At 49.7% G+C, this 25,673-nt stretch carries 23 protein-coding genes and 1 tRNA gene; 8 read left to right on the plus strand and 16 right to left on the minus strand.

Going from position 1 to position 25,673, the window contains the following annotated elements; genetic code table 11:
- Position 1 precedes the first annotated feature (1 nt).
- On the plus strand, positions 2 to 1,270 hold the full coding sequence (locus MNO13_RS07250) for a Y-family DNA polymerase (protein WP_241939687.1): 1,269 nt from the start codon (positions 2 to 4) through the stop codon (positions 1,268 to 1,270).
- Positions 1,271 to 1,349: 79 nt separating this feature from the next.
- On the opposite strand, the gene MNO13_RS07255 is transcribed toward MNO13_RS07250, so the two are convergent.
- The gene (locus MNO13_RS07255) at positions 1,350 to 2,450 is read right to left on the minus strand and encodes a nickel/cobalt efflux protein RcnA (protein ID WP_064544931.1); all 1,101 of its coding nucleotides are present in this window, start codon (positions 2,448 to 2,450) and stop codon (positions 1,350 to 1,352) included.
- 125 nt (positions 2,451 to 2,575) lie between these two features.
- Here MNO13_RS07255 and rcnR point away from each other — a divergent pair, with 125 nt between their 5' ends.
- Positions 2,576 to 2,848, plus strand: a complete 273-nt coding sequence (gene rcnR, locus MNO13_RS07260; protein ID WP_064544933.1) for a Ni(II)/Co(II)-binding transcriptional repressor RcnR — start codon at positions 2,576 to 2,578, stop codon at positions 2,846 to 2,848.
- A gap of 77 nt (positions 2,849 to 2,925) precedes the next feature.
- Here rcnR and MNO13_RS07265 read toward each other — a convergent pair.
- The 3 genes from MNO13_RS07265 to MNO13_RS07275 all read right to left on the minus strand — a co-directional run bounded on the left by MNO13_RS07265 (position 2,926) and on the right by MNO13_RS07275 (position 5,087).
- A tRNA-Pro gene (locus MNO13_RS07265) sits at positions 2,926 to 3,002 on the minus strand.
- Positions 3,003 to 3,076: 74 nt separating this feature from the next.
- On the minus strand, positions 3,077 to 4,840 hold the full coding sequence (gene yejM / locus MNO13_RS07270) for an LPS biosynthesis-modulating metalloenzyme YejM (RefSeq protein WP_064544935.1): 1,764 nt from the start codon (positions 4,838 to 4,840) through the stop codon (positions 3,077 to 3,079).
- 19 nt (positions 4,841 to 4,859) lie between these two features.
- On the minus strand, positions 4,860 to 5,087 hold the full coding sequence (locus tag MNO13_RS07275) for a YejL family protein (protein WP_064544937.1): 228 nt from the start codon (positions 5,085 to 5,087) through the stop codon (positions 4,860 to 4,862).
- 136 nt (positions 5,088 to 5,223) lie between these two features.
- Between MNO13_RS07275 and yejK the strand changes: the two genes are divergently transcribed.
- A complete protein-coding gene (gene yejK, locus MNO13_RS07280) occupies positions 5,224 to 6,231 on the plus strand; it encodes a nucleoid-associated protein YejK (protein ID WP_064544939.1) in 1,008 nt (335 codons plus the stop codon).
- 49 nt (positions 6,232 to 6,280) lie between these two features.
- On the opposite strand, the gene rplY is transcribed toward yejK, so the two are convergent.
- Both rplY and radD read right to left on the minus strand, forming a co-directional pair.
- Positions 6,281 to 6,565 carry a 50S ribosomal protein L25 gene (gene rplY, locus MNO13_RS07285; RefSeq protein ID WP_064544941.1) on the minus strand — a complete coding sequence of 95 codons (285 nt, stop codon included), beginning with the start codon at positions 6,563 to 6,565 and terminating at the stop codon, positions 6,281 to 6,283.
- 126 nt (positions 6,566 to 6,691) lie between these two features.
- Positions 6,692 to 8,452, minus strand: coding sequence for a DNA repair helicase RadD (radD, locus tag MNO13_RS07290; RefSeq protein WP_241939688.1), 1,761 nt, complete (start codon positions 8,450 to 8,452; stop codon positions 6,692 to 6,694).
- Positions 8,453 to 8,640: 188 nt separating this feature from the next.
- Here radD and rsuA point away from each other — a divergent pair, with 188 nt between their 5' ends.
- The 3 genes from rsuA to MNO13_RS07305 all read left to right on the plus strand — a co-directional run bounded on the left by rsuA (position 8,641) and on the right by MNO13_RS07305 (position 11,252).
- On the plus strand, positions 8,641 to 9,348 hold the full coding sequence (gene rsuA, locus MNO13_RS07295) for a 16S rRNA pseudouridine(516) synthase RsuA (protein WP_064544945.1): 708 nt from the start codon (positions 8,641 to 8,643) through the stop codon (positions 9,346 to 9,348).
- A gap of 15 nt (positions 9,349 to 9,363) precedes the next feature.
- On the plus strand, positions 9,364 to 10,566 hold the full coding sequence (locus MNO13_RS07300) for a Bcr/CflA family multidrug efflux MFS transporter (RefSeq protein WP_064544947.1): 1,203 nt from the start codon (positions 9,364 to 9,366) through the stop codon (positions 10,564 to 10,566).
- A gap of 341 nt (positions 10,567 to 10,907) precedes the next feature.
- A complete protein-coding gene (locus tag MNO13_RS07305; protein ID WP_064544949.1) occupies positions 10,908 to 11,252 on the plus strand; it encodes a YejG family protein in 345 nt (114 codons plus the stop codon).
- 16 nt (positions 11,253 to 11,268) lie between these two features.
- Here the strand turns inward: MNO13_RS07305 and yejF are convergent, their stop codons facing one another.
- The 9 genes from yejF to MNO13_RS07350 all read right to left on the minus strand — a co-directional run bounded on the left by yejF (position 11,269) and on the right by MNO13_RS07350 (position 23,088).
- Positions 11,269 to 12,858, minus strand: a complete 1,590-nt coding sequence (yejF, locus tag MNO13_RS07310) for a microcin C ABC transporter ATP-binding protein YejF (RefSeq protein ID WP_241939689.1) — start codon at positions 12,856 to 12,858, stop codon at positions 11,269 to 11,271.
- Position 12,859: 1 nt separating this feature from the next.
- Positions 12,860 to 13,885, minus strand: coding sequence for a microcin C ABC transporter permease (locus MNO13_RS07315; protein ID WP_121815211.1), 1,026 nt, complete (start codon positions 13,883 to 13,885; stop codon positions 12,860 to 12,862).
- Entirely contained in the window at positions 13,882 to 14,979 is a 1,098-nt protein-coding gene (locus MNO13_RS07320; protein WP_064544956.1) for a microcin C ABC transporter permease YejB, read from the minus strand. Before MNO13_RS07320 ends, MNO13_RS07315 begins: the two co-directional genes overlap by 4 nt.
- 8 nt (positions 14,980 to 14,987) lie before the next feature.
- Entirely contained in the window at positions 14,988 to 16,796 is a 1,809-nt protein-coding gene (locus MNO13_RS07325; RefSeq protein ID WP_241939690.1) for an extracellular solute-binding protein, read from the minus strand.
- Positions 16,797 to 16,953: 157 nt separating this feature from the next.
- Positions 16,954 to 18,531, minus strand: a complete 1,578-nt coding sequence (locus MNO13_RS07330) for a cyclic di-GMP phosphodiesterase (protein ID WP_064544960.1) — start codon at positions 18,529 to 18,531, stop codon at positions 16,954 to 16,956.
- 242 nt (positions 18,532 to 18,773) lie between these two features.
- On the minus strand, positions 18,774 to 19,340 hold the full coding sequence (gene mepS, locus MNO13_RS07335) for a bifunctional murein DD-endopeptidase/murein LD-carboxypeptidase (protein WP_064544962.1): 567 nt from the start codon (positions 19,338 to 19,340) through the stop codon (positions 18,774 to 18,776).
- A gap of 421 nt (positions 19,341 to 19,761) precedes the next feature.
- Positions 19,762 to 20,469 carry a phosphatase PAP2 family protein gene (locus tag MNO13_RS07340; protein ID WP_064544964.1) on the minus strand — a complete coding sequence of 236 codons (708 nt, stop codon included), beginning with the start codon at positions 20,467 to 20,469 and terminating at the stop codon, positions 19,762 to 19,764.
- A 42-nt stretch (positions 20,470 to 20,511) separates the two neighbouring features.
- A complete protein-coding gene (locus MNO13_RS07345) occupies positions 20,512 to 21,492 on the minus strand; it encodes a CobW family GTP-binding protein (protein WP_133521939.1) in 981 nt (326 codons plus the stop codon).
- Between the two features lie 132 nt (positions 21,493 to 21,624).
- A complete protein-coding gene (locus MNO13_RS07350) occupies positions 21,625 to 23,088 on the minus strand; it encodes a mannitol dehydrogenase family protein (RefSeq protein ID WP_121815215.1) in 1,464 nt (487 codons plus the stop codon).
- Positions 23,089 to 23,296: 208 nt separating this feature from the next.
- On the opposite strand from MNO13_RS07350, the gene uxuA reads away from it, so the two are divergent.
- On the plus strand, positions 23,297 to 24,490 hold the full coding sequence (uxuA, locus tag MNO13_RS07355; RefSeq protein ID WP_064544970.1) for a mannonate dehydratase: 1,194 nt from the start codon (positions 23,297 to 23,299) through the stop codon (positions 24,488 to 24,490).
- Between the two features lie 113 nt (positions 24,491 to 24,603).
- Here uxuA and yeiP read toward each other — a convergent pair whose 3' ends face one another.
- Entirely contained in the window at positions 24,604 to 25,176 is a 573-nt protein-coding gene (yeiP, locus tag MNO13_RS07360) for an elongation factor P-like protein YeiP (RefSeq protein WP_064544972.1), read from the minus strand.
- Between the two features lie 166 nt (positions 25,177 to 25,342).
- Between yeiP and MNO13_RS07365 the strand changes: the two genes are divergently transcribed.
- Positions 25,343 to 25,597: a YkgJ family cysteine cluster protein gene (locus MNO13_RS07365; RefSeq protein WP_241939691.1), complete on the plus strand. Its 255-nt coding sequence runs from the start codon at positions 25,343 to 25,345 to the stop codon at positions 25,595 to 25,597.
- The last annotated feature ends 76 nt before the right edge of the window (positions 25,598 to 25,673 follow it).

Consider the following 25,673-nt stretch of genomic DNA (forward strand, 5'->3'; position numbering starts at 1 on the left):
AATGTTTGCCCTGGTTGATGTGAATAGTTTTTACGCCAGTTGTGAAACCATATTCAGGCCGGATCTGAAAGGTAAACCGGTGGTTGTTTTAAGCAACAACGATGGATGCGTTATTGCTCGTAACGCCGAGGCCAAAAACTGTGGTGTACAAATGGGGGGCGCTTACTTTAAGCACAGAGAGCTCTTCCGGCAAAATGGGGTTATTGTTTTCAGCAGCAATTACGAGCTGTACGCTGATATGTCTGAAAGGGTTATGACGACGCTGGAAGAAATTTGCCCACGCGTGGAGATTTACTCTATTGACGAAGCGTTCTGTGATTTTTCGGGCGTAAGCCATTGTCTCAATCTAGCGGAATTTGGCCGAGAAATACGTACCACTCTTTTACAGCGTACGCATTTAACTGTTGGTGTGGGGATAGCCCAGACAAAAACACTGGCTAAGCTAGCCAATTACGCGGCTAAGCGGTGGCAACTGCAAACGGATGGCGTGGTTGACCTATCCAGTGTTGAACACCAGCGCAAACTGATGGCGAAATTACCGGTTAATGAAGTTTGGGGAGTTGGCCGTCGAATCAGTAAAAAACTCGACGCGATGGGGATCAAGAATACGTTGCAATTGGCGGAGACTGACACGCGTTTTATCCGCAAACATTTCAGTGTGGTGCTTGAGCGCACGGTACGCGAACTACGGGGGGAATCGTGTCTGGGGTTTGAAGAGTTTATGCCGACGAAACAAGAAATTATCTGTTCTCGCTCGTTTGGTGAACGGGTGACGGAGTACGAATACATGCGTCAGGCGATTTGCAGTTATGCAGTGCGCGCCGCAGAAAAACTCAGAGCCGAGCACCAGTATTGCCGCCACATTTCTGCTTTTGTCAAAACGTCACCTTTCTCAGTCAATGAGCCCTACTACAGCAACCGGGCTACGGTCAAACTGCTAACCCCCACGCAGGACACCCGCGATATTATCGCCGCGGCTACACGTTGCCTGAACGTTATCTGGAGAAACGGCTATCACTATCAAAAAGCCGGGATTATGCTCTGCGACTTTTTTAGCCAGGGGGTTGCGCAGCTCAATCTGTTCGATGAAAACCCGCCAAGGGTCAATAGCGAAGCACTGATGCAGGCGATAGACAGTATTAATAAGAAGGCAGGTAAAGGAGCGCTCTATTTTGCAGGGCAAGGAATTGAGCAACCGTGGAAAATGAAAAGAGCGATGCTTTCGCCGCGCTATACCACGCGTTGGTCAGATTTGCGGATGGTCAAATAGGGCATAGCTGGCATTAGACAACGTCCTTCAGGTAAGTGGAAAAGCGTTGTGGCGAGCAAAACGTTTTTCCCGATCAACATCAGTTTGTGATCCCGGCGTAACCGTGTATGCCCATATACAGGCCAACCATTGCTATCAGGGCGCTTGAGAAATAAGGCGCTCTTCTGGCTATGGTGCTAAAACCGCTCCAGCGTTTCGTTGCTTGTTGCACGCTCACCGCAGCGGCAACACCTACAGTGACCAGAGTTAATGCAAGGCCAATACTGAAACAGACCACCATTGCCGCTCCCAGAGTGAATGCCTTTAACTGGATACAAATAAGTAGCACGGTAATAGCAGCAGGGCAGGGAATTAAGCCGCCAGTGAGTCCGAATAATAATATTTGCCAGTTTGTCACTTCCTGGCCGGTAAAGCGGCGTTTAATGTCGTTCGCATGGGCCAGTTCGTGCGCGTCCTGATACTCTTTAGAGCCCACATCCAGGCCTTCCAGTGCTGAATGATCGTGTTCATGAAACGCGACGTTGTAATCATGCACATGGCCTTGATGACCTAAAGACAGGCGAACAGTAAAGTTGTGGGGCTCAGGGATAGGGTGCTTAGATTCTAAGAAGTCGCCTTTATCAACAAAATCGAACACTTGCGAAAATGTTCCTGCACCACGATGAGTTGTCAGTGAAACCTCATTCGCTTGCCATTTGTTGCCAGACAACGTGCGTAAACGCCATTGCGGGGGCTGATTTTCCTCAAAAATTGAAAGCTCAACGCGCCCGTGACCCGTATTGATGATTCTGGATTCATCATGCGAGTGGTGCTCTGTCTGTTGCTCAAGTTTCCAGAGTTGTTCTCCTTTCCAGGTGCGCCAGAACATCCAGATTGCTGTTCCCAGAATAATAAACGCGGAGATTAACTGTAACCATGGTTCAACAGATTCAGCGGTAAACTGCTTGCTGAGATACATCCCACCAAACGCGATTAGCCAGACGATAGCGGTGTGCGAAACGGTCGCTGCCACTCCCAGCATCACAGCCTGCTTGATACTCCCTTTAATCGCAATGATGAAAGCCGCCATCATAGTTTTGGAATGACCGGGTTCAAGGCCATGTAATGCGCCTAGTAAAATCGCGCTGGGGATGAAAAACCAGGCGTTACCTTGCTGAATCAGTGTTGAGAAATCGTTCATGAGAATGTTTCTTAGTCATTTATTATAAGCGCTGCGATTCTACTCCCCCCCAGTACCGAATACTACCCCCCAGTAGATTGGCAATGATACAATCTTATCTGTACTTCACTTATTGAGGCCTTTGTATGTCGCATACCATCCGGGATAAACAAAAACTAAAAGCACGTACAAATAAAATTCAGGGCCAGGTTGTAGCACTAAAAAAAATGCTTGATGAACCGCATGAATGCGCCGCCGTACTACAACAGATTGCGGCTATACGTGGCGCAGTTAACGGTTTAATGCGAGAGGTGATCAAAGGTCATCTTGCTGAACACATTGTTCATGAGAGTGACGAGGTGAAGCGCGAGGAAGATCTTGAGGTGATATTGAAAGTGCTGGATTCCTATATTAAGTGACCCTGGTTGCCGGAAGTATTGCAGATAAAGAAAAGGGGCTAATCTTTCGATTAACCCCTTGACCTATCAAAGTATTCTGGTCGGCACGAGAGGATTTGAACCTCCGACCCCTGACACCCCATGACAGTGCGCTACCAGGCTGCGCTACGTGCCGACTGCCAAATAATACTACTTATTTCATGATTGTTTGCAAGCCAGCTTTTTGCTAACTGGCTAATAAATAAGCAATCAATTGGCGATGAAGCGTTTCTCGTCGGTCAGTACTTGCAGTAATAATCCCAGCTGCGGCTTGGTTTCTTTAATCGCTTCGCCTTTCAAATTGTACATCCGATAGTTGCCGTTGTTATCCAGCACCAGCGTCATGGTCGGTAACGTAATCGCGAGGCTGTTATTGTCAGCACCCACGACCCAGTTATTGCGTCGAGTTGCTGCAAACAGGTCTTCACCCTGTGAGTACTCATTTGCCGGGTTTTTGACGTGTAGCAGGCGCTGCATCAGCGTGGTCATCACATCCTGATGATCGGTGAGTTTGGCGATGGTTTGTGCCGGAGTACCAGGCCAATGGATAACCAGTGGCACCTGAATGCGTGAGCGTGACCAGGCGAAGGAATCCTGCTCTTGACCCAGCGGCACACCGTGACCTGCGGTAATAATCACTACCGTATTCTGGAGTTTCCCGGCCGCATCAAGTGCGTCAAGTACGCGCTTAATTTGCTCATCAACGTTGCCTGCTGCGCGAGAATAGCGACGAGTAAAGGCTTGCTGATTACTGTCTGCCGTGATGTTTGTGCCATTAAAGGCAACCCAGGAGAACCAGCGGTTGTCATCAGATGCGTATTGCGTCAGCCAGTTAATCCATTGCGAGGCGGTTTGTGTGTCAGACTGGCTTTGCGCAGAAGGCAAAGAGAAGTCGGACAACAACGCCTGGCGATACATTGAAGAGTCGAAGCCATCGGAGGCGAAAAGCCCCAATTGATAGCCCTGCTGGTTCAATGCAGTAATTAATGCGGCAGGGACGCGGGCAGATAAAACACCGTCCATATAGGCCGGTGAGATACCGTAGAACAGGCCAAAGATGCCGTTATCGGTGCCATTACCCGCGCTCATATGCTGAGTGAAGTTAATATTGTTGCTGGCGAACTGGCTCAGATTCGGCAGAGTTTTCTGCACACTTTCGGCATTCAGGCCGTCGACGGTGATCAGCAAGACATTATTGCCCGTTCCCATATCGCGGAATTGCAGGTCACTCAGCGGATACTGTACCGAAACGGCTTCAGGATTACCCTGTTCCACGAGGCGACGCTGGTACTCTTTCGCATCCAGCAGGCCATGTTTTTCAAGGAATCGGCGGGCCGTCATCGGGTAAGAGAGCGGCAGGTTGGCGCGCTGCATAGTAATCGGGCGATAGAAGTTCGCATCCGCCCAGATATACATAATGTGGCTGCTAAAGAAGGCGACAAAAAACAGCGTAACGACGGGTTTAGCATAATGCTTGCGCCGCCCGAGGCTGCGCAGTTTTTGCCAGCTCCAGGTTGCAAACAGCATCTCTATCAATAAAATCACCGGCACGCTGATAAACATCAGCTGCCAGTCACGCGCCATCTCACTCTGGTCGGGGTTAATCACCAGTTCCCAGACAATCGGATTAAGGTGGAGATGGAAGCGAGTAAAGACTTCACTGTCGATGAGTAGCAGCGTCATGCCAGCGGTGGCAAGTGCTGCCGAGAAAAATCGCATCAAACGTTGCGACATGACAATGAATGTCAGCGGGAAGAGGATCAGCAAATAGGTGGCGAAAACCACAAAACTGAAATGGCCGATAACACTCAGCCAGGAATAAATACGACCCGTGAGCGTTGTCGGCCAGTCGGCGACAAACAGATAGCGGCTACCCAGCAGCGTTGCCAGCAGGATATTGAACAGGGCGAACCAATGTCCCCAACTGACCATCTGGGAAACTTTTTCGCGGTAGCGCTGACGGTTAGTCACCATAACGTGTAACTAGAATCCCTTATTGAGCTTTGTCTTCGCTCACGGAGGCTTGCAACGCCTCTGCGAAAGAGCGAGCCAGCGAGCGGCGTTGAGCTGAAGCCACGCTGGTATTAATCAGGTTGGTGACCATATTTCCCAGCACCATCAGGGAAAGATCGGTTGGCGTTTGGTGCTTTTCCAGTACGCTAGCCAGTTCACTCAACAGTTCTTCGACGCGTTCGTCACTATAACGGGATATTTGTGGCATAAATTAACAATCAGTTAGATTCAGGAAAGGGCGTTATCTTACCGTAGGAAGACTTGGTTTTCTGCTTTTTTATCTTCTATTGCACAAGGCTTCCGGCAATGGTTGAATACCGCCGAGTCTAAAAGGAGAGTTTATCATGAGTCTGGATATCAACCAGATTGCCTTACACCAGTTGATCAAGCGCGGCGAAGAGACACTTGAAGTTGTGCTGCGCGATTCTCTGTTGGCAACGAACGGCGCCGTAGAAGAAATGATGGCCGAATTGCACCGTGTCTACAGTGCGAAAAATAAAGCATATGGCCTGTTCAGCGAAGAGAGTGAATTAGCCGAAGCGTTACGTTCACAGCGTAAAGGCGACGAGGATTTCCTGGCGTTCAGCCGTGCAGCGACCGGTCGCTTGCGTGATGAACTGGCCAAATATCCGTTTGCTGATGGCGGCATTGTGCTGTTTTGCCAATACCGTTATTTGGCGGTGGAATATTTACTGGTCGCCGTGCTTAATAATTTAAGCAGCATGCGCGTCAACGAAGAGCTGGATATCAGTTCCACGCACCATCTGGACATCAACCACGCCGATATCGTGGCGCGTATTGATTTGACCGAATGGGAAACCAATCCGGAATCGACTCGTTACCTGACTTTCCTGAAAGGGCGAGTCGGGCGCAAAGTTGCCGATTTCTTCATGGATTTCCTGGGAGCCAGCGAAGGTTTAAACGCCAAAGCGCAGAACAAAGGTTTGTTGCAAGCGCTGGACGACTTTACCAACGAAGCGCAACTGGATAAAAACGATCGTCAGGCCGCGCGTCAGCAGGTTTATGCTTACTGCAACGAGCAACTTCAGGCAGGTGAAGAGATTGAACTTTCTTCGCTTGCGGATGAGTTACCATGGGCTGTCGATGACAAAAACTTCCAGCAGTTCACCGCGGATAAAGGCTATGAACTTGAAGAGAGTTTCCCGGCCGACCGCAGTACGCTGCGCCAGTTAACCAAATTCGCCGGTAGCGGTGGTGGGTTAACGATTAGCTTTGACGCCATGTTATTGGGCGAGCGCATTTATTGGGATCCTGCGACCGATACGCTGACCATTAAAGGCACGCCGCCTAATCTGCGCGATCAGTTACAGCGTCGCAGCTCTGGCAAATAGTCATAAAAAAACCCGCCGAAGCGGGTTTTTTTTCGAGCTAAATTCGCGATTAAGCGCGAACGAAGTCGATGTGGTTCAGTTTTGGCTTGAACGGGTGACGCTGAACAGCCTGAACTTTAACCTTAACTTCTTTACCGTCTACAACCAGAGTCAGAACTTCTTCGTAGAAACCTGGTTTAGTTTGCAGGTTCATTACGTTGTCGTGATCCAGTTCGATAGAGATCGCAGCTTCGGAACCACCATAGATGATTGCCGGGAATTTGTTAGCTGCACGCAGGCGGCGGCTCGCACCCTTGCCCTGCTCTTTGCGTTCTACTGCATTGATAGTAAACATTAACTGTTTCTCTCTTAAATAATCCTGTTACAGGCGACCCAGCAACAGGTAAACGTTCTGCTTTGCGGATGCAAAAGCGGGCGGGATTATAGCCATATCTGGCTCTGGCTTCAATGAAAAGAACCTTTAGCCACGCAATTCATTCGCGCGACGGAAGCGTCCTTCGTAATCAAATACCTTTTCCCGCACGTTCCAGAAGTTTCCGTTCTTGCGTGCCACGACAAAGTCCGGGTGGCGAAGCGCTGATTGCTGAGCGACCACATCGGCGGCGTTTATCCAGCGCAGCGGCACGCCAGGCGCACGGCTGTGAGGGCGAATAAACAGCTGTTCAAACGCCATACGCTGGGCGGGTGTTTGCAGGCGGAACCGTTCGCTGACATCGGCGCCGTCTTCATCAAAATAGGTAATCTTCAGCCAGTCGCCTTTTTCATCGCCACCGTGTTGCAGCGTCATGCCGCCGCAGCGCAGAACCAGCGCGTCTTTTAATTTCAGCGCGGCTTTTAACATATCGTCCGGGTCGACCAGAACACTCGCGCACTGGTGGCAGCGCCGCGCGGCAATATCATTTTCCGCGTTACATTGCGGGCAATTTTTAAAGCGGAAACGGTAATCGCACTGTTCGCGCGTACCGTCATCATCTTCAAACCAGCCCTGGCAGCGGCGACCAAAGTGCTCAATCAATTTGCCGTCGCTGGTGGTTTTTCCCCAGAAGGTGTTGGCAAAACCACAGGAAGGGCAAAAAACTTGTACCGGCACATTGTCGCTTTTGCCTTTCGCCGCACCCACTTCCGGTGTGAACAAATCATGAGGATTCCCGGCGTAGTCCAGAATCAAACAATCCTTTTTACCGGGCGCCAGGCGCAACCCGCGACCGACAATTTGCTGATAAAGACTGACCGATTCCGTTGGGCGCAGAATGGCAATTAAATCGACATGCGGTGCGTCAAATCCGGTAGTAAGCACTGAAACGTTGACCAGAAAACGGAATTGCTGGTTTTTAAACGCTTCTATTAATGTATCGCGGGCAGGGCCTGGGGTATCTGCGGTAATCAGTGCCGCATCATTTACGGGTAACAGAGCCGTGACTTCTTTGGCGTGTTCAACGGTTGCGGCAAAAACCATCACACCGCGCCTGTCGGCGGCAAATTCTATAATCTGGCTGATGATGTGCGGCGTAATCCGTTTTTGCTGTTTGAGCTCGCGGTTAAGATCCGCTTCGCTGAACAAACCATTGGATTGCGACTGTAAACGGCTGAAATCGTACTGCACCACCGGCATATCCAGGCGTTCCGGCGGTGTTAAATAGCCGTGCTTAATCATGTAGCGCAGCGGTAATTCGTAAATGCAGTCGCGGAACAGCGCATTTTCGTTGCCGCGCACCATACCGTGATAGTGAAAATGATAAATCCAGCCTTTCCCCAGACGGTAAGGTGTAGCGGTCAACCCCAACAGGCGTAGCTTAGGATTGGCGGTGCGTAAATGGGTGAGGATTTGCTGATATTGGCTATCGTCAGAATCACCAATACGGTGGCATTCATCGACAATAAGTAATGAAAACTCGCCGTGGAATTGCTCAAGATTGCGCGCCACTGACTGTACGCTACCGAAAACAACTTTGCCGTGGCTCTCTTTACGTTGCAGACCCGCGGCAAAAATGTCGGCTTCCAGACCAAGTGCACGATATTTCGCATGGTTTTGCGCCACGAGTTCTTTGACGTGTGCCAGCACCAGCACCCGTCCGCGAGCGACTCGGGCAAGCTCAGCAATCACCAGGCTTTTTCCCGCACCCGTCGGCAATACAATCACCGCTGGTGTGATGTGTTTGCGGAAATGGGCGAGGGTGGCCTCAACGGCTTCTTGTTGGTAGGGGCGGAGTGTAAAAGACATCGTGACTCTGATTTAGGGAAATAACGCGCTCAATTATGGCATGAATCGGGGTTTTACCTTGAGAGACTTTTCTATCCCGCTATACTGGCAAACTAATTAACAGGCAAACGATTTATACCCTTATAAAATGGGCGAATGCCCTGTCAGCCGTTTTGTGCTGGCACCTCTATGAAACAGGCAATATTTTAATGCGACTCGATAAATTTATCTCTCAGCAGCTTGGCGTGAGCCGCGCTATTTCTGGCCGTGAAATCCGTGCCAGCCGTGTCACTATTGATGGCGAAGTGGTGCGTGATGCCTCTTTCAAACTGAACCCTGAACATCAGGTTGAGTTCGACGGACGCTCGTTGACCCAGCAAAACGGCCCTCGCTATTTTATGCTGAATAAGCCACAGGGTTACGTTTGTTCCACCGAAGATCCGGACCATCCAACCGTGCTGTATTTCCTTGATGAGCCAATGGCGCACAAACTGCATGCCGCCGGGCGTCTGGATATTGACACCACCGGACTGGTGCTGATGACCGACGATGGCCAATGGTCACACCGTATTACTTCTCCGCGCCATCATTGTGAAAAAACCTATCTGGTGACGCTTGAGAATCCAGTTTCCGATGACACAGCAGAACAATTCACCGCGGGTGTTCAACTGCATAATGAAAAAGATTTGACGCTGCCTGCGGTACTTGAAGTGATTACTCCGCTGGAAGTGCGTTTGACCATCAGCGAAGGGCGTTATCACCAGGTAAAACGTATGTTTGCCGCCGTGGGTAACCATGTGGTTGGTTTGCACCGTGAACGCATTGGCGCCATCGCGATGGATGCGGATCTTGCACCGGGTGAATATCGCCCATTAACCGAAGAAGAAATTGCCAGCGTAGGCATGCCGCCGCGTTGATTCCGGGAGGATGCGTTGAGTAGTAAGCAAAATTCGTCAATTGGTATCGTGGTTATCCTTGGCCTGCTGGCCATGTTGATGCCGCTATCAATCGATATGTACTTACCGGCTTTGCCGGTCATCGCCTCGGAATTTGGCGTGCCAGCAGGCAGCGCGCAAATGACGCTGAGTACTTATATTCTTGGTTTCGCGATAGGCCAGCTCTTTTATGGCCCGATGGCGGACAGCATTGGGCGTAAGCCGGTGGTGCTTGGCGGTACGCTAATCTTTGCGGCGGCGGCGATTGCTTGCGCGCTCTCCCAAACGATTGACCATCTGATTGCCATGCGTTTTCTGCATGGTCTGTCAGCGGCAGCGGCCAGTGTGGTGATTAACGCGCTGATGCGCGATATTTACCCGAAAGAAGAGTTCTCGCGCATGATGTCATTCGTCATGCTGATAACCACCATTGCGCCGCTGGTTGCGCCAATGGTTGGCGGGGCAGTGCTGGTGTGGTTTAGCTGGCACGCTATCTTCTGGATTCTGGCGTTAGCGGCTCTGCTGGCATCGGCGATGATCTTCTTCATGATTCATGAAACGTTGCCGGTTGAGCGGCGTCAGAAGTTCCATTTGCGCACCACGATAGGCAACTTCGCGACTTTGTTCCGCCACAAACGCGTTTTGAGCTATATGCTGGCAAGTGGTTTTAGCTTTGCGGCGATGTTCTCATTTTTGAGCGCTGGGCCGTTTGTTTACATCGAACTCAATCACGTTGCGCCGCAGCACTTTGGTTATTACTTCGCGCTTAACATCGTGTTCTTGATTGTGATGACCCTGATTAACAGTCGCTTTGTGCGCCGTTTTGGCCCACTGGCGATGTTCCGCTTCGGGTTGTTCGTGCAATTTGCCATGGCAATTTGGCTGGTGCTAAGCACCGGGCTGGGGCTAGGTTTTTGGTCAATGGTGTTGGGCATTGCGGTGTTTGTTGGCTGTGTTTCGATGGTGTCGTCAAATGCGATGGCGGTTATTCTCGATGAATTCCCACATATGGCAGGAACGGCGTCGTCGCTGGCTGGCACGTTCCGTTTTGGTATTGGTGCGTTAACCGGCGCGCTGTTATCAATCGCAAGCTTTAACTCCGCATGGCCAATGATTTGGTCGATTGCGGTGTGCGCCACATGCTCAATCGTTTTTTATCTCTACGCCAGCCGTCCTCGACTCGCCGCGACAAAATCCTAAAGTCCAAAAACGGGTATCGCCAGATACCCGTTCTTTAATCCAAATCAACGAAATTCTCCCATAAGCGCCTACAATTTGTTTCTCAAATGTAAACGCATCGACAATAAAAAGTCACAGCTTTGTGGTTAAAAAGGTTGAGTTACATCGTGGAAAGCGTTACATATAGCGCCGAAACGTGTGCAGCACCACAAAAATTAAACGTTAAATATGAAATGGTAGACAAATAATTACAACGGATGTAAGCGGTTTCGAGGTTGTTTACACACAAAACATCAACATTGTGTTAACCTTTTATGTAAATCGTTTGTGAAATAATTTTGGATTCTTTTGGGGATACCACAGTGAATACGTTACAACTTTCCATCGTTCATCGCTTACCACACCGCTATCGTTGGTTGGCGGGTTTTGCAGGTTCCCGAGTTGAACCGATTCCGCAAAGCGGGCAGAGCGCTGAAAATTGCCTGATTGGTCTCAAATTGTTGAGCGATAACAGCGATTCTGCATGGCCAACAATGCATAAATTAAGCCTCGCATTGCGAGATATCGAAGTAGATTCTTCGGTCGTGGAATGTGAAGGTGAGCCGTGCTTATTTGTGAATCGTCAGGATGAGCTTGCAGCAACTTGCCGACTGAAAAATTTTGGTGTTGCTATTGCTGAGTCTTTCTCCAGCGCGAATCCTTTTTGACTCTAAAATCTGCGAGTCAGGCAAGTGCAAGTAACTGGCGTGTGTATTCCGCCTGGGGTGCAGCAAAAATTTGCTGGCAGGCTCCTTGCTCGACCACCTCTCCCTGTCGCAATACCACAATCTGATGGCATAACGATTTCACCACGCGCAAATCATGGCTGATAAAAATGTAGGCCAACTGATGCTTCTCTTGTAACGACTTCAGCAGTGCCAGAATTTGCGCTTGTACCGAACGATCCAGAGATGATGTCGGTTCATCAAGAATCATCAATTCCGGTTGTAAAATGAGCGCTCTGGCAATCGCAATCCGCTGTCTTTGCCCGCCAGAAAATTCTGCTGGATAGCGATGCATCGTTTGTGGATCTAACCCCACTTCCTGCATGGCAACGCTCACTTTCTGCTCACGTTCGGCTGCACTTAACGCAGGCTGATGGACGCGCAAACCCTCTTCAATGATCTGCAAAACATCGAGCCGTGGATTAAGCGACGAATTTGGGTCCTGAAAGACGACCTGGATGCGGTTACGCAGTGGTAGCAGCTTTTTGCGATTGAGAGAGTGCAGCGGTTTTCCGTCAAACCAGATCTCTCCGCTGGAGTGGATCAGGCGCAACAGCGCAAGCCCCGTGGTGCTTTTCCCCGAACCGGATTCCCCAACCAGACCGATGCTTTCACCCGCGCGCAGCGCAAAGCTCAGATTTTTAATCCCATAGTGGTGGCCGACGGTTTTCCTGAGTAGCCCACGGCGAATCGGGAAGGCAACCTGTAAATCACGAACCGTTAACAGTGGCGTGCTGGTTTCATCGACGGGTCGCGGGTTTCCCCCTGGTTCTGCGGCTAGCAATTGTTGGGTGTAAGGATGCTGCGGTGAGGCTAACAATCTCATCGTCGAGTTTTGCTCAACACATTTTCCGTTACGCATTACGGCGACGTTATCCGCCAGCTTTTTGACGATATTCAGATTATGGGTGATGAACAGCAGTCCCATATTCAGCTCTTGCTTGAGCTCTTTCAGTAATTGCAGAATTTGAGCCTGCACCGTGACATCCAGCGCCGTTGTCGGTTCGTCGGCAATCAGCAATTCCGGGCGGGTTAACAACGCCATGGCAATCATCACGCGCTGGCGTTCTCCGCCGGAAAGCTGGTGGGGGAAATCGGATAAACGGTTTGCCGCGTTACGAATCCCTACTCTATCCAGGCAGGTCAGCATTTCCGCGCGAGCGGCTTCACGGCGCATGCCACGATGCAGCGATAACACTTCATATAGCTGCTTTTCAATATTGTGAAGTGGATTGAGCGAAACCATTGGTTCCTGAAAAATCATGGCGATTTTATTGCCACGCACACCGCGAAGTGTGCGTTCAGGTGCGTGGAGTAGCTCCTGACCCTTAAAGAAAATCTCACCCGCAGGGTAGACAACCGGAGGGGCTGGCAATAAACGCAGCACCGATAACGCGGTAACGCTTTTTCCGGAACCCGATTCCCCAACTAGCGCCAGCGTTTCACCGGCATTCACCTCAAGGGATAAATCGTCCACCACTTGCCGGACGGTATCGCCGCTACGGAAAGCGACAGACAGATGACTGATGGAAAGCAGCGGGGTTGTCATATCAGTACACCTTGCTCGGGTCGAAGGCGTCGCGCACTGCTTCACCGATAAAAATAAGGAGTGTCAGCAAGATGGCCAACGAGAGGAATGCAGTGATGCCAAGCCACGGAGCCTGAAGATTATTTTTCCCCTGCAACAACAGCTCACCGAGTGACGGTGAGCCAAGCGGTAGCCCAAAGCCGAGGAAATCCAGTGAGGTGAGGGTGGTAATCGAACCGCACAGAATAAATGGCAGGAATGTCAGCGTGGCGACCATGGCGTTTGGCAACATATGGCGCGTGATTATCGACCAGTCACTCACACCCATCGCCTGAGCGGCACGAATGTAATCAAAGTTTCGGGTCCTTAAAAATTCAGCGCGCACCACGCCGACCAGACTCATCCAGCCAAACAGTACGGTAATGCCGAGTAGCCACCAGAAATTCGGCTGGATAACGCTTGAAAGCAGGATTATCAGAAATAGCGTCGGCATGCCTGACCAAACCTCGATAAACCGCTGGCCCCACAAATCCACACGCCCGCCGTAATAGCCCTGAACCGCACCGGCAAGTATCCCAATGACACTGGAAAACAGTGTCAGCATCAGCCCGAACAGGATAGAAATGCGGGTGCCATAGAGGATCCGCGCCAGCACATCTCCGCCGTTGGCATCCGTCCCCAGCCAGTTTTGGCTACTCGGTGGTGAAGGAAAGGGGACAGAAGTGGCAAAGTTAATCGCATTGTAGCCAAAGCGGATCGGTGCCCACAGCACCCACCCTTTTTGACTCAGCTGCTGCGTAAGCCACGGATCCTGATAATCGGCAGGTGTTGCCAGAGGGCCGCCGAAATCGCTTTCGCTGTAGCTGGCGATAAACGGGAAATAAAGCCGTTCCTGATAATGCACAATCAACGGGCGATCGTTGGCTATCAGTTCGGAACCTAACGTGAGCAAAAAGAGAAACGTGAAAATCCATAGTGACCAATAGCCGCGCTTATTTTGCCGAAACCGTGCCCAGCGGGCTTGATTGACAGGACTTAAATGGCTCATCCACGGCCCTCGAAATCAATACGCGGATCAACCAGCGTGTAAGTGATATCGCTCAGAATATTGAGCAGCAAACCTATTAAGGTAAAAATGTATAAGGTGCCAAACATCACCGGGTAGTCGCGGGAAATGGTGGAGTCATAGCCCAATAAACCCAGCCCGTTTAGTGAGAACATCACTTCGATAAGCAGCGAGCCGGTAAAAAACATACTGATGAACGTGGCAGGAAAACCTGCAATCACCAGCAGCATCGCGTTGCGGAACACATGGCGGTAGAGAATTTTACTTTCATCCAACCCTTTGGCTCGTGCAGTGACCACATACTGCTTGCGAATTTCATCAAGGAACGAGTTTTTCGTCAGCATCGTCAAGGTCGCAAAGCCACCCACCACTGTTGCCAATACTGGTAATGTGATGTGCCAGAGATAATCAATGATTTTGCCATACCACGGCAGGGTATCGAAATTTGTCGATACCAGGCCACGCAGCGGGAACCAATCCAGGTAACTCCCACCAGCAAACAAAACAATCAGCAAGATAGCGAACAGGAATGCGGGGATGGCGTAACCAATAATAATTAATGTACTGCTCCAGATATCAAAACTGCTGCCGTTGCTAACGGCTTTGCGGATCCCCAGTGGGATCGACACCATGTAGATAATTAAGGTGCTCCACAAACCAATCGAGATAGAAACCGGCAAGCTTTCTTTGATCAGATGCAAAACCGAAGCGCTGCGGAACAGACTGTCGCCGAAGTCAAAACGCAGATAATCGCCGAGCATTTTGAAGTAGCGTTCATGAATCGGTTTATCGAAACCGTAGCGGTGAGTGATTTCAGCAATCACTTCCGGGTCGAGGCCACGCGCGCCACGGTACTGGCTGTCGCCAACGTTACCCACACCGACTCGAGCATGACCGCTCCCCATGTTATCCGTCGTCAAACCCGGGACCCCTGCGTCGCGGCCAAATTGAATCGCTGCGATAGCCTGATCCACTGGGCCACCAGGTGCAATCTGTACGATGAAAAAATTGATGGTGATAATCGCCCACAGTGTCGGGATTATCAGCAGCAAGCGACGTAACAGATAACTTCCCATGGGTTCCCTTAACGCCGGTTTTCTGGTAATTGAGTGGCTTTATTGACGTCATACCACCAGGTGTCAAAGCCGGTTGTGTATAACGGATGGATGGCAGGTTTGGAGAGTTTTCCCCACCAGGCGAAGCGGTCTGCTGCCATGTACCACATCGGAATCATGTAATTATTCCATGTCAACACACGATCCAGTGCACGCCCCAATGGCAGCAGTTTTTGTTTGTCACCTTGATGCGCCACAATTTGAGAGACCAGTTTATCGACTACCGGGCTTTTTACTCCCGGCGCATTGTAAGAGGAGTCGATGTATTCTGAGGCCCATGAAATTTGCACATCCGCACTAGGGTAAGGCATGGCGCTGTAAACCCTCGGCATCATGTCGTAGTCACGGCTGCGCAGGCGATTGGTGAGCTGCGAGTTATCCACCTGACGCACCTCCATTGTGATCCCCAGGCGTTGTAAATTATGCTGGAACGGTAAAACCCACTGGGTGTTGCCGGTGGTGCCAATCAACAACTCGAAGCTAAACGGTTTCCCAGTTTTCATATTGATGAGCTTCTGGTCTTTGAGTTCCCACCCAGCATCTTTCAACAAGTTCAGCGCTTTGAGCAGGTTGTCACGGTCAAAGCCATCACCGCGGGATTTTGGTGGGTTGTAGATAGTGGTAAACACCTCTGGCGGTAAGTCCTCTTTCATGGGGGCCAGGATCGTCAATTCATCGGCATTCGGGTAATCCCGCGCGGCATATTCTGTGTTCTGGAAATAACTATTCGCCCGATTGTAGGCCCCATAAAACAGCGCTTTATTCATCCATTCAAAATCGAACGCCAGGCCAATCGCTTCGCGGACTTTTCGGTCTTCGAAGATCGGGCGCTGGATATTAAATGCCAGCCAGCGTGTGTCCTGAGCGGCATCGTTGGGCCGTTCTTCTTTTATAATGAAATGATTCGTAAAGTTCTTTCCGGTATAGCGTGTCGCCCAATTCTTTGCGCTTGCTTCGATGTGAAAATCGTAGGCTCCGGCCTTAAAAGCTTCAAAAGCGACATTATCATCAAGGTAGTAGTCGTAACGGATGGAGTCGAAATTCCAGCGACCACGGTTTACCGGTAAATTGGCAGCCCAATAGTCTCTGACGCGGGAGTAGGTAATATATTGCCCCATGCGCCATGCCGTTATTTTATAAGGGCCACTGGCCAGCGGAGGAGCAGAAAGCGGGTCGCTGAGCTTATGATCTTTCCAGAATTTTTCAGGGAACACCGGGAGCGAGAATAGCCCCAGCATCCGTTCTTTACTGGGGTCCGCCAGCTCGATGCGCACCGTTAACGGCGCGATGGCTTTAACTTTTGCGCCCTTATAAATCAGGCGAAACTGCGGCACACCTTCAGTCATGAATTTATTGAAAGTGAAAGCGACATCGCTGGCTTTGATGGGCGTCCCATCATGAAAACGTGCGCGGGGATTAATTTCAATTTCAGCCCAGGCAAAATTGCTGGGATAGCGCGCCATTTCACCGATTAACGGGTAATAGCTGCCAGGCTCATCATCTGAGGTGGTAAAAAGCGTGTCGTACAAGGATTCGGTACGCACGCCAGGATTGCCGCGTAGCGCATAACGGTTGAAGTTATCAAAGGTGCCAATCGCCGACAGTGTGATGTTTCCGCCCTTTGGGGCTGCGGGGTTGACGTAATCAAACTGCGTGAAGTTAATGGCGTACTTAGGTTCACCTAACACGGCGAAGGAATAGCTTTCCTTGATGTTTTCAGCCTGGCTTGAGGTCGCAATCAGGCAAAGGCTTAGCAAAGCAAAGGCGCGGGCAAACATCTATGGGCCTATCCTTGTCAGAGCGGAGATATTACCTCATTATTTTATCCCAAAATAATATCAATTCTCAGGTAACACGCCACCGCATAATAACTTCATGATGATGAATCATAAGTTATACCCGTCAGACTTCAAGCTGCATCTGTGCTGTCCTTTCTTATGTAAGCTCTTGGTACTCTTTTTGCTGGCCTTCCCATTCCTGCAATTGCTCAAAGGTGAGAGGGCGGGAGAAGTAGTAACCCTGTAAGTAATTCACCCCCTGGTCAATCAACCATTTGGCTTGCTCACGGGTTTCAACCCCTTCGGCGACGGTGGTCATACTGAGTTTACGTGCCAGAGTAAGCACGGCGTCGAGCACCGGAGAGGTGACGGTTTCAAAGCCGATCGAGTTAACAAAGCCACGATCAATCTTGAGATAGTCCAGTTTAAAGCGTTCGAGATAGATTAGTGCACTGTGTCCTGTTCCAAAATCATCGACAGCAATTTCATATCCCTGCTCGTGCATCCAGGTAAACAGGCAACTGGCTTCATTTTCTTTAACCATATCGCGTTCGGTGATTTCAAAAATCAACTGGAAGTGATGAGGGGGCATCGAGGCGGCAAAAGCTTGAATATCTTCTTTGAAGGTTGGCGAGTGCAAATGGCTGGGCGCGAGATTGATACCAAGTCGTGCACCGGGCGGTAAAACATGCTGGAGTTTTTTGGCATCCCGCGCGATCAGTTCAAACAAGTGGCGGGTGAGGGGAACAATCAATTGCTGGGCTTCTGCAAAGGCGATAAATGCATCTGGAGGAATGGGGCCGGCAATAGGATGGTTCCAGCGCATCAACACTTCAACCCCGGACATCTTAAGCTCTTTGGCATTCACGACGGGTTGATACACCACAGAGAATTGCCCGCGTTTAATGCCGGTCAGAATCTCTTTTCCTGAACGTAGGCGCACAGTAAGCAACCAGGCACATAACGCACTGCTCAGTATGCCGAAAACTAAACCTGTAAGAATGGATATTTGAATGTCTTCAGCAGGCCAGGTTTCACCATATAGCGCTAATTTGATGGGGTAATTCTGAAGAGTAATGATGCGTGTAGGGTGCGTTGGCAACTCTGACACATTCATTACGTTGTTGGATTGCGTGGTTAGTGCTTTATTGCCGACGATAATCGCCATCGAAACCAAATCGCTTTGACGAGTGCTGAATAATAAATAAGGCGTGAGGTCAACATTCAGAGTAGCGAAAACGCCGCGGCCAGCAATCACCGGGTTTTTAAACCATGCGGTAACTGTCGGTTTGCCGGGCATCATTGGCGTGCCGTGCAGGATATCAATATCGACGCTTTGATTAAGATCGATGTCAGGGACGATTTGGTGCATATCCATCAGCATGCTGCCCGTTGCGGAAGAGCAGTAAGCTTCACCATTTCGCACTAACACAAAGGCGCGGACGTTGGCGTTAAAGGCGGCTCGCGAGGTGAGTTCACCCGCAACTTGATGGCAATCAGAAAGCGTTAACGGCTGGATACTGCTGGTGGTGGACTGAAGTTCATTGAAAAAGCGGCTTAGATAGTCACGTATATCTTGCGTCAGCATGTCATAACTGGCTTCACGCTTACTGTGTAGCGTGAGGCTGGTTATTCCACCAATCAATAGCGCAGCAAGGATACCCGCCAAAATACTGAAGGCGGCAATTTGCCGGATAGAGGTAAAGTAGCGTGAAAATATATTCTTCGAAAACATGGATAACGGGTTCCTGCAAGCGCAAGAGACTTATGGTTTATTTGCGTTTTTTTGGACTATAACGCAAAAACTGCCATTGCGTCATAAAGTTTCTAACGGAAATTATGATCATTTTGGAATCGTTTACTGTTAGAACTTACTGAATTTCAGACAATAAAAAACGCTGCCTGGGCAGCGCTTCTTGTCTCGTCGAATTGTTTTCTTGCAAACAGCCAAGGGATTAACTGTCTGCAAGAACCGCATCAACTGCGGCTCAGTACGCGTCGGGCTTCGTTATAACGCTTCTTCCAGTACGGTTCGTCCATGCTTGAAATCGTCACACCACTGCTGGTGGAAGCATGTACAAACTGATTGTTGCCGATATAAATACCAACATGTCGACCGGTCGAACCTGCACGGAACAGAACTAAATCACCAGTACGTAATTTATTACGTGAAATCGATTTACCTGAGTCCTGTTGTTCAGAAGTTGAACGAGGCAACTCTAAACCAAATTGTTCGCGGAATGTGCGTTGTACAAATGCTGAACAATCAATACCGCTTTTATTGCTGCCGCCAAGACGATAACGAACGCCTTTCCAGCTTGCATATTGATCCATGAGACGTGTTTTCACATCTACATTACGGACCATCTCTTCGAATTCATCCTGAGAAGCTTGCAGTAAAAAACCATCTTTATTGCCGACTGCATGCGTCTCAGAATGCATATTTGCGGTGTTTGTCGAACTACATGCTGACAGCATTACTGCCACAGCAATTGCGGGAATCGCCCGCAAGATATATCTCAAAATAGGCTGAGATTTGACCATTATGTTTGTTATCCCTTGAAGTCCTTAACGATAAATATCGTTATGCAAAATGCCAACGTGACGAGACTAATTACCTGAACGCCATGAAACAATTGCTTATACGCAAAACTGTGGCATGACGCACAAATTTATTCACACTGAGAATGATTTGGCTTTAAGCACAAAACGTATCCGAGGGTACCCTATCAACACAGACGTGGCGAGTGGTTTTCACTGATTTTTTATAAGAAATTGTGATGTTAATAAACGATAAAGAATATTGCTCATTTGTTAATCGTAATTGGTGTTTATATGTGCAATCACTTCATTTTTGTGGGGAAATGTAAAGGTTAAATATTAGCCTTTTTTGATGGCGAGATGAAAAATCATCAGAGTTCATTCCATTCTCTGATGATTGGGATTCATTCGTGTTTTTCAGATGTTAATTATTTGTATTGGAGCGTTCCGGTAAATAGCGATCCAACAGACTAATTAACCCGTCGCTTATTGGGGTTAATAGCACCCATGGCAAACAAACAAGCGCAATAGAGAGCGAGCCTACGAAGATATCAGTAAACCAATGTGCGCCAATCATCATGCGTGGCATCATGAAAATCAGGAAAATAATAACGGCAATACCAAACGCTTTTTTGCCGAAATAGCGCAGCATGAAGCCAGTGAAAATCAGCAACATTAACCCGTGATCGCCAGGGAAACTGTCTTTGGAAGCATCCTTCGTCGGGAAATGCAGCAATTCACTGACGCGATAAATATCGGTGAAATACAGCGAAGGGCTGACGTGAGATTCCGGAATCAAATGGCCGAGCTGATTAATAATCACTGCGCAAAATAGCATCACAATCCCCATGATGAACATGCGGCGGCGACCGGTGGCTGATTCTTTACGCCAGAAGCTGAAAAACAGTGAACCCATCGCTAATAACGAAATACCATCAAACACCCGATTATTGGTCACAGCAACAAGTAACAAAAAGGTATGGCTCTTAACCAGCGCCTGGTTAAAGAAATGGAAAATGTTTGAATCGATTACGAACCAATAGCCGTGGCCTGGGGGTAGATACCAACTAAAAAATAGGGCTAAACCCAGCGCGTTCAGCGCCAGGATTGCCGATAATCGAAGATTTTTCATACAATATCACGAGGCATTTTAACAAAGGGCGAAAGGGTAGACTTACAAACTTAAACGTAACTTCAACAGGGAAGTTTGCAGTGCGTTCCAGTCAACTTCACCGCTATGAATTAACTCGATGCGGCTGTCCGGTGGTGCGACATTTTGCGTTTCAATATGGAAATCAAGTCCCTGGCGGTTAATGCGCACCAGACCTTCCGCAATTCGCAGCACACCTTTCACGCGGTCGACGGGGGCAAGTCTGGCCCATTCCAGAATCCCGACAGTGTCAAAAAGTGTATCGGCATCAAAAATCCAACCGCAACCAACATAACCCTGGCCACTATTAATGCTGCGTCGCCAGCGTTGATGCTCCGGCAGGCTTAACGCGGCAAGCCCCTTTGATGCGGCGTGGCTGTGACTGTGTTCAGGGCTGGAAGGAAGCTCGCGGAGATTTATACGTGGTCTATCGAGAAGACGGATGTCGATGTTGCCGTTACTCGCTGCAATAATTTCACGCCCCGCAGCTTCGCGCTGTTGCCATTCGGCCAATGCATTGCGGCTTTCATCGCAGGCCCGGTCTTCTTTATTGGCAATAATAATATCGGCGGCAGCCAGCTGATCGCGGAAGTTATCATTATTAATTGCGCGTTCATCAAGCAATTGGCGAGGATCCAGCAAGCAGAGCGTGGCGTTGAGCTCTATCCACGGTTGGTAAACTTCAGCGGTCAGCATATCAAGGATTTGTTTGGGATGCCCGAGGCCGGTTGGTTCAATCAGCAAACGGTCGGGTTTACCCTGGCGTAGCAACGTGTTCAGGCCAACTTGCATTGGCAAACCATTCACGCAACACATGCAACCGCCGGGGATTTCTTTTAACAATGCGCCACTGTCAGCTAACAATGCACCATCGATGCCGACTTCGCCAAATTCGTTCACCAGCACAGCCCATTTTTCATGCTCAGGTTTATTGGCCAGCAAATGCAGAATGGTGGTGGTTTTGCCGCTACCGAGAAAGCCGGTAATAAGGTTGGTTTTAGTCACAGGTGCTCCGGACAGGTTTAGTAAACCTTACGTGATTGAATGATCACAATCCTGAACAATATTGATGAAAAAAGGAAGACTGAACGCGCCTCGCTTCCTTGTTCAGCGCGTTTAAGGGCATAGATCGTTAAATTAATCGACCAGTTTTGCTACTGCTTCGCGCGCGCCGAGGTTGCATAATTCGCTCCACGCAATTTGGATACGGGCAACAAATTGTTCATCAACAGGCAGGTCGCTACCAAAGATTTCATGCAGGTTGAGTAGGGCGAGTACCCGTTCTTCAGCAGTGCTGCCTTCAACCAGCATTTTTATTTTTCCGGCCAGCGGATCACGAATATCAATCTCATTGCCAGCGTCATCAGTGCCGCTGACATAACGCATCCAGCCTGCGATGCCCAGTGCAAGACAAGGCCATTCATCACCTTGCTGGAGATGCCAGCGCACACTTTCCAGCATACGTTGCGGCAGTTTCTGGCTACCGTCCATCGCGATTTGCCACGTGCGATGTTTCAGCGCCGGGTTTTCGAAACGGTCGAGTAACTTATGTGCATACTGCTGCAAATCGACGCCAGTCACGCGCAGTGTCGGCGCTTGTTCCTGCATCATTAAGCGATGCGCAGCCAGGCGGAAATTGTTATCAGCCATACAATCATTGACGTGCTGATAGCCCGCCAGATAGCCGAGATACGCGAGGAAAGAGTGGCTGCCGTTAAGCATGCGCAGCTTCATTTGTTCCCATGGCATCACGTCGTCGACCATCTCAACACCCACTTCTTCCCATGCCGGGCGGCCAGCGACAAAGTTATCTTCAATCACCCACTGGATAAACGGTTCGCCTGAAATCGCACACGGATCTTCTACGCCTAAGGCATCGGTGATTTCTTGCAGTGATTCCGGCGTTGCCGCAGGGACAATTCTGTCGACCATGGTGCTTGGGAAGGTCACGTGCTCACGGATCCAGTCGGCTAACTCCTGGCTGCGCGTTTCTGCCATGCCAATCACCGCGTTGCGAACGACATGGCCGTTGTCGGGAATGTTGTCGCAGGAAAGTACGGTAAAGGGACACAACCCGCGCTCGCGACGGCGATTAAGTGCTTCCACCAGAATGCCTGGTGCAGAATGGGGCTCGGCAGGATTTTGCAAATCGTGAATAATTCGTTCGTTACTATTGTCGAGTTTTCCGGTCGCCGGGTCGATGCAATAACCCTTTTCAGTCACAGTCAGGGAAACAATCGCCACCTGCGGTTCGCAGAACTTCTCAATGATTGCATCAAGGCCATCAAGTTTTGCGTTCAGGCACTCATTCACCGCACCAATAATAATTGCCTGGTTACCGTCACGGCCTTTTTCCAGCACGGTATATAAATGATCCTGGGCCCGCAGCGCGCTCATCAGTTTGTCGCCACTGAACAAGCTAATTTCACAAATGCCCCAATCGCCCGCCAATTTATTGAGTACCCGATCGGTTAACAGCGCCTGATGTGCACGATGAAATGCGCCAAAACCAAAATGGACGATGCGGGTTTTTAACGCTTTGCGATCATAGCGTGGCTGCTGAACGCTGGCGGGGAGCGTGACCGAAGCAATTGTATTCATAATTGTAAATCCTGATTAACGAATTAGTAACATTGCGCAGTCTAAAGTTATATGACAACAAATTAAATTGGTGTGCTGGCTTTATCCCTTTAATGTGAGCTGGATCAACCAATATCACCGCAAAAATTGACCGAAAAGAAGAATCCGGTATGGTAGTAGTCAATACAGCATTTATAATTGGTATGACAACTTAACTGAGGAACTGTCGATGGAACAAACATGGCGTTGGTATGGCCCAAAAGACCCGGTATCTCTGGATGATGTGCGTCAAGCGGGCGCGACCGGTGTCGTTACTGCTCTGCATCACATCCCAAATGGCGAAGTGTGGCCGGTTGCTGACATTAAAGAGCGTCAAGCCGTGTTGGCAGCGAAAGGGCTGACCTGGTCTGTAGTAGAAAGTATCCCGGTGCACGAAGAAATTAAAACTCACTCCGGTGACTACGATAAGCATATCGCAAACTACCAACAAAGCATTCGTAACCTGGCAGAATGTGGCATCGACACCGTGTGCTACAACTTCATGCCAATTCTGGACTGGACGCGCACCGACCTGGAATATGAATTGCCAGATGGCTCAAAAGCCCTGCGTTTTGACCAGATTGCCTTTGCGGCATTTGAGCTGCACATCCTGAAGCGCAAAGGCGCTGAAGCGGATTACAGCGAAGAAGAGCAGCGTCAGGCGCTGGACTACTTCAACAATATGTCTGATGCCGAAAAAGAAAAACTGACCCGCAATATCATTGCCGGTTTACCCGGTGCGGAAGAGGGTTACACCCTGGACCAATTCCGTGCGCGTCTGGCGGAATATGACGGCATCAGCAAAGATCAATTACGCGAAAACATGGCGTACTTCCTGCGTGCGATTGTTGCCGTAGCAGAAGAAGTTGGCGTGCGTCTGGCAGTTCACCCGGACGATCCACCGCGTCCAATTCTTGGCTTGCCGCGTATCGTTTCTACCATTGAAGATATGCAGTGGCTGAAAGAAACCGTCAACAGCATTTATAACGGCTTCACCATGTGTACCGGTTCTTATGGCGTTCGCGCTGATAACGACCTGGTGCGGATGATTGAAACCTTCGGCGATCGCATTCACTTTACCCATCTGCGCGCAACTTGCCGCGAAGATAACCCGAAAACCTTCCATGAAGGCGCGCACCTGCAAGGTGATGTGAACATGGTTGCGGTGGTGAAAGCGATTCTGACTGAAGAACAGCGTCGTAAAAATGCCGGTGATGTGCGTCCGATCCCAATGCGTCCGGATCACGGCCACCAGATGCTTGACGACCTGCACAAGAAAACCAACCCTGGTTATTCAGCAATTGGCCGCCTGAAAGGTCTGGCTGAAGTACGCGGTGTGGAACTGGCTCTGAAACAGACCCTGTTCCCGGACTTGCTGAAGTAAGCTGAAAATACCCTGATTGTCTCCTTCTCCCTCAGGGTGAAGGTCGGGATGAGGGGGTTTTACAGACATAAAAAAACGCGCCAATTGGCGCGTTTTTGCATTCTAAACAGCAATTAATCTGCACGACCCATAGAACGCTTTTCAGCGATATGGATGCGGATCTTTTCACCGGTCACCATATATTCTGGAACCTGAATCACCAGGCCAGTCGACATCGTTGCGGGCTTGGTACGGGAGCTTGCTGACGCGCCTTTGATGCCTGGTGCGGTTTCAACAATTTCCAGATCCACAGTCTGTGGCAGTTCAAGTGCCAGCAGTTGGCCATCCCAGGTCAGAACCTGCATGTCTGGCATGCCGCCTTCTGGAATGAACTGCAACTCGTCTTCAATCTGATCTTTAGAGAAGATATACGGGGTGTAATCTTCTTTATCCATGAACACGTATTCGTTGCCATCGATGTAAGAGAAATCAACGTAACGGCGGGTCAGGGTAATGGTGTCGACGATATCGTCACCTTTAAAGCGCTCTTCAACTTTCTGGCCAGTACGGACATCAGAAAAACGCATTTTATAGAGGGTTGCAGCGCCACGTGCGCTCGGTGCCTGAATATCAATATCTTTAACAATCAGCAGTTTGCCGTTGTAATTCAGTACCATACCTTTTTTGACTTCGTTAGCTCTTGCCATCGATGTTTCCTGTAAAAAATTGAGAGTCGAAAATATTGCGACAAATTACTCGCGGGGCGAGTTTCAGGCAAGCGGATTCACTGCTGAAAGCCGATAAATGCACATAGTAAAGCCACGTGACTACTGCTACAGTCCAGATCCTTGTCAGCCCACCGGAGCATTGCAGATGGACTGTCGTCCCGATTGCGGCGCATGTTGTACCGCGCCTTCCGTATCAAGCCCAATCCCTGGCATGCCGCATGGCAAGCCGGCCAATACATCCTGCATTCAACTTGGCGCTGACATGCGTTGTAAAATTTTTCTTTCTCCGCTCAGGCCGAAGGTCTGCGCCAGTCTGCAATCCACGCGTGAAATGTGTGGCACCACGCGCCAGCAAGCCATGGATTATCTGATATATCTCGAAGCGGCGACGGCCCCTTAACGGCCCATATCCTGGCCGTTTATTCTACCATAACCAGAATAGGGTCAAATATTTAACATGTTGATCATGATATAAA

The organism is Buttiauxella ferragutiae, from assembly GCF_022637515.1.
In the GTDB taxonomy this organism is placed as follows: Bacteria; Pseudomonadota; Gammaproteobacteria; order Enterobacterales; family Enterobacteriaceae; genus Buttiauxella; species Buttiauxella ferragutiae.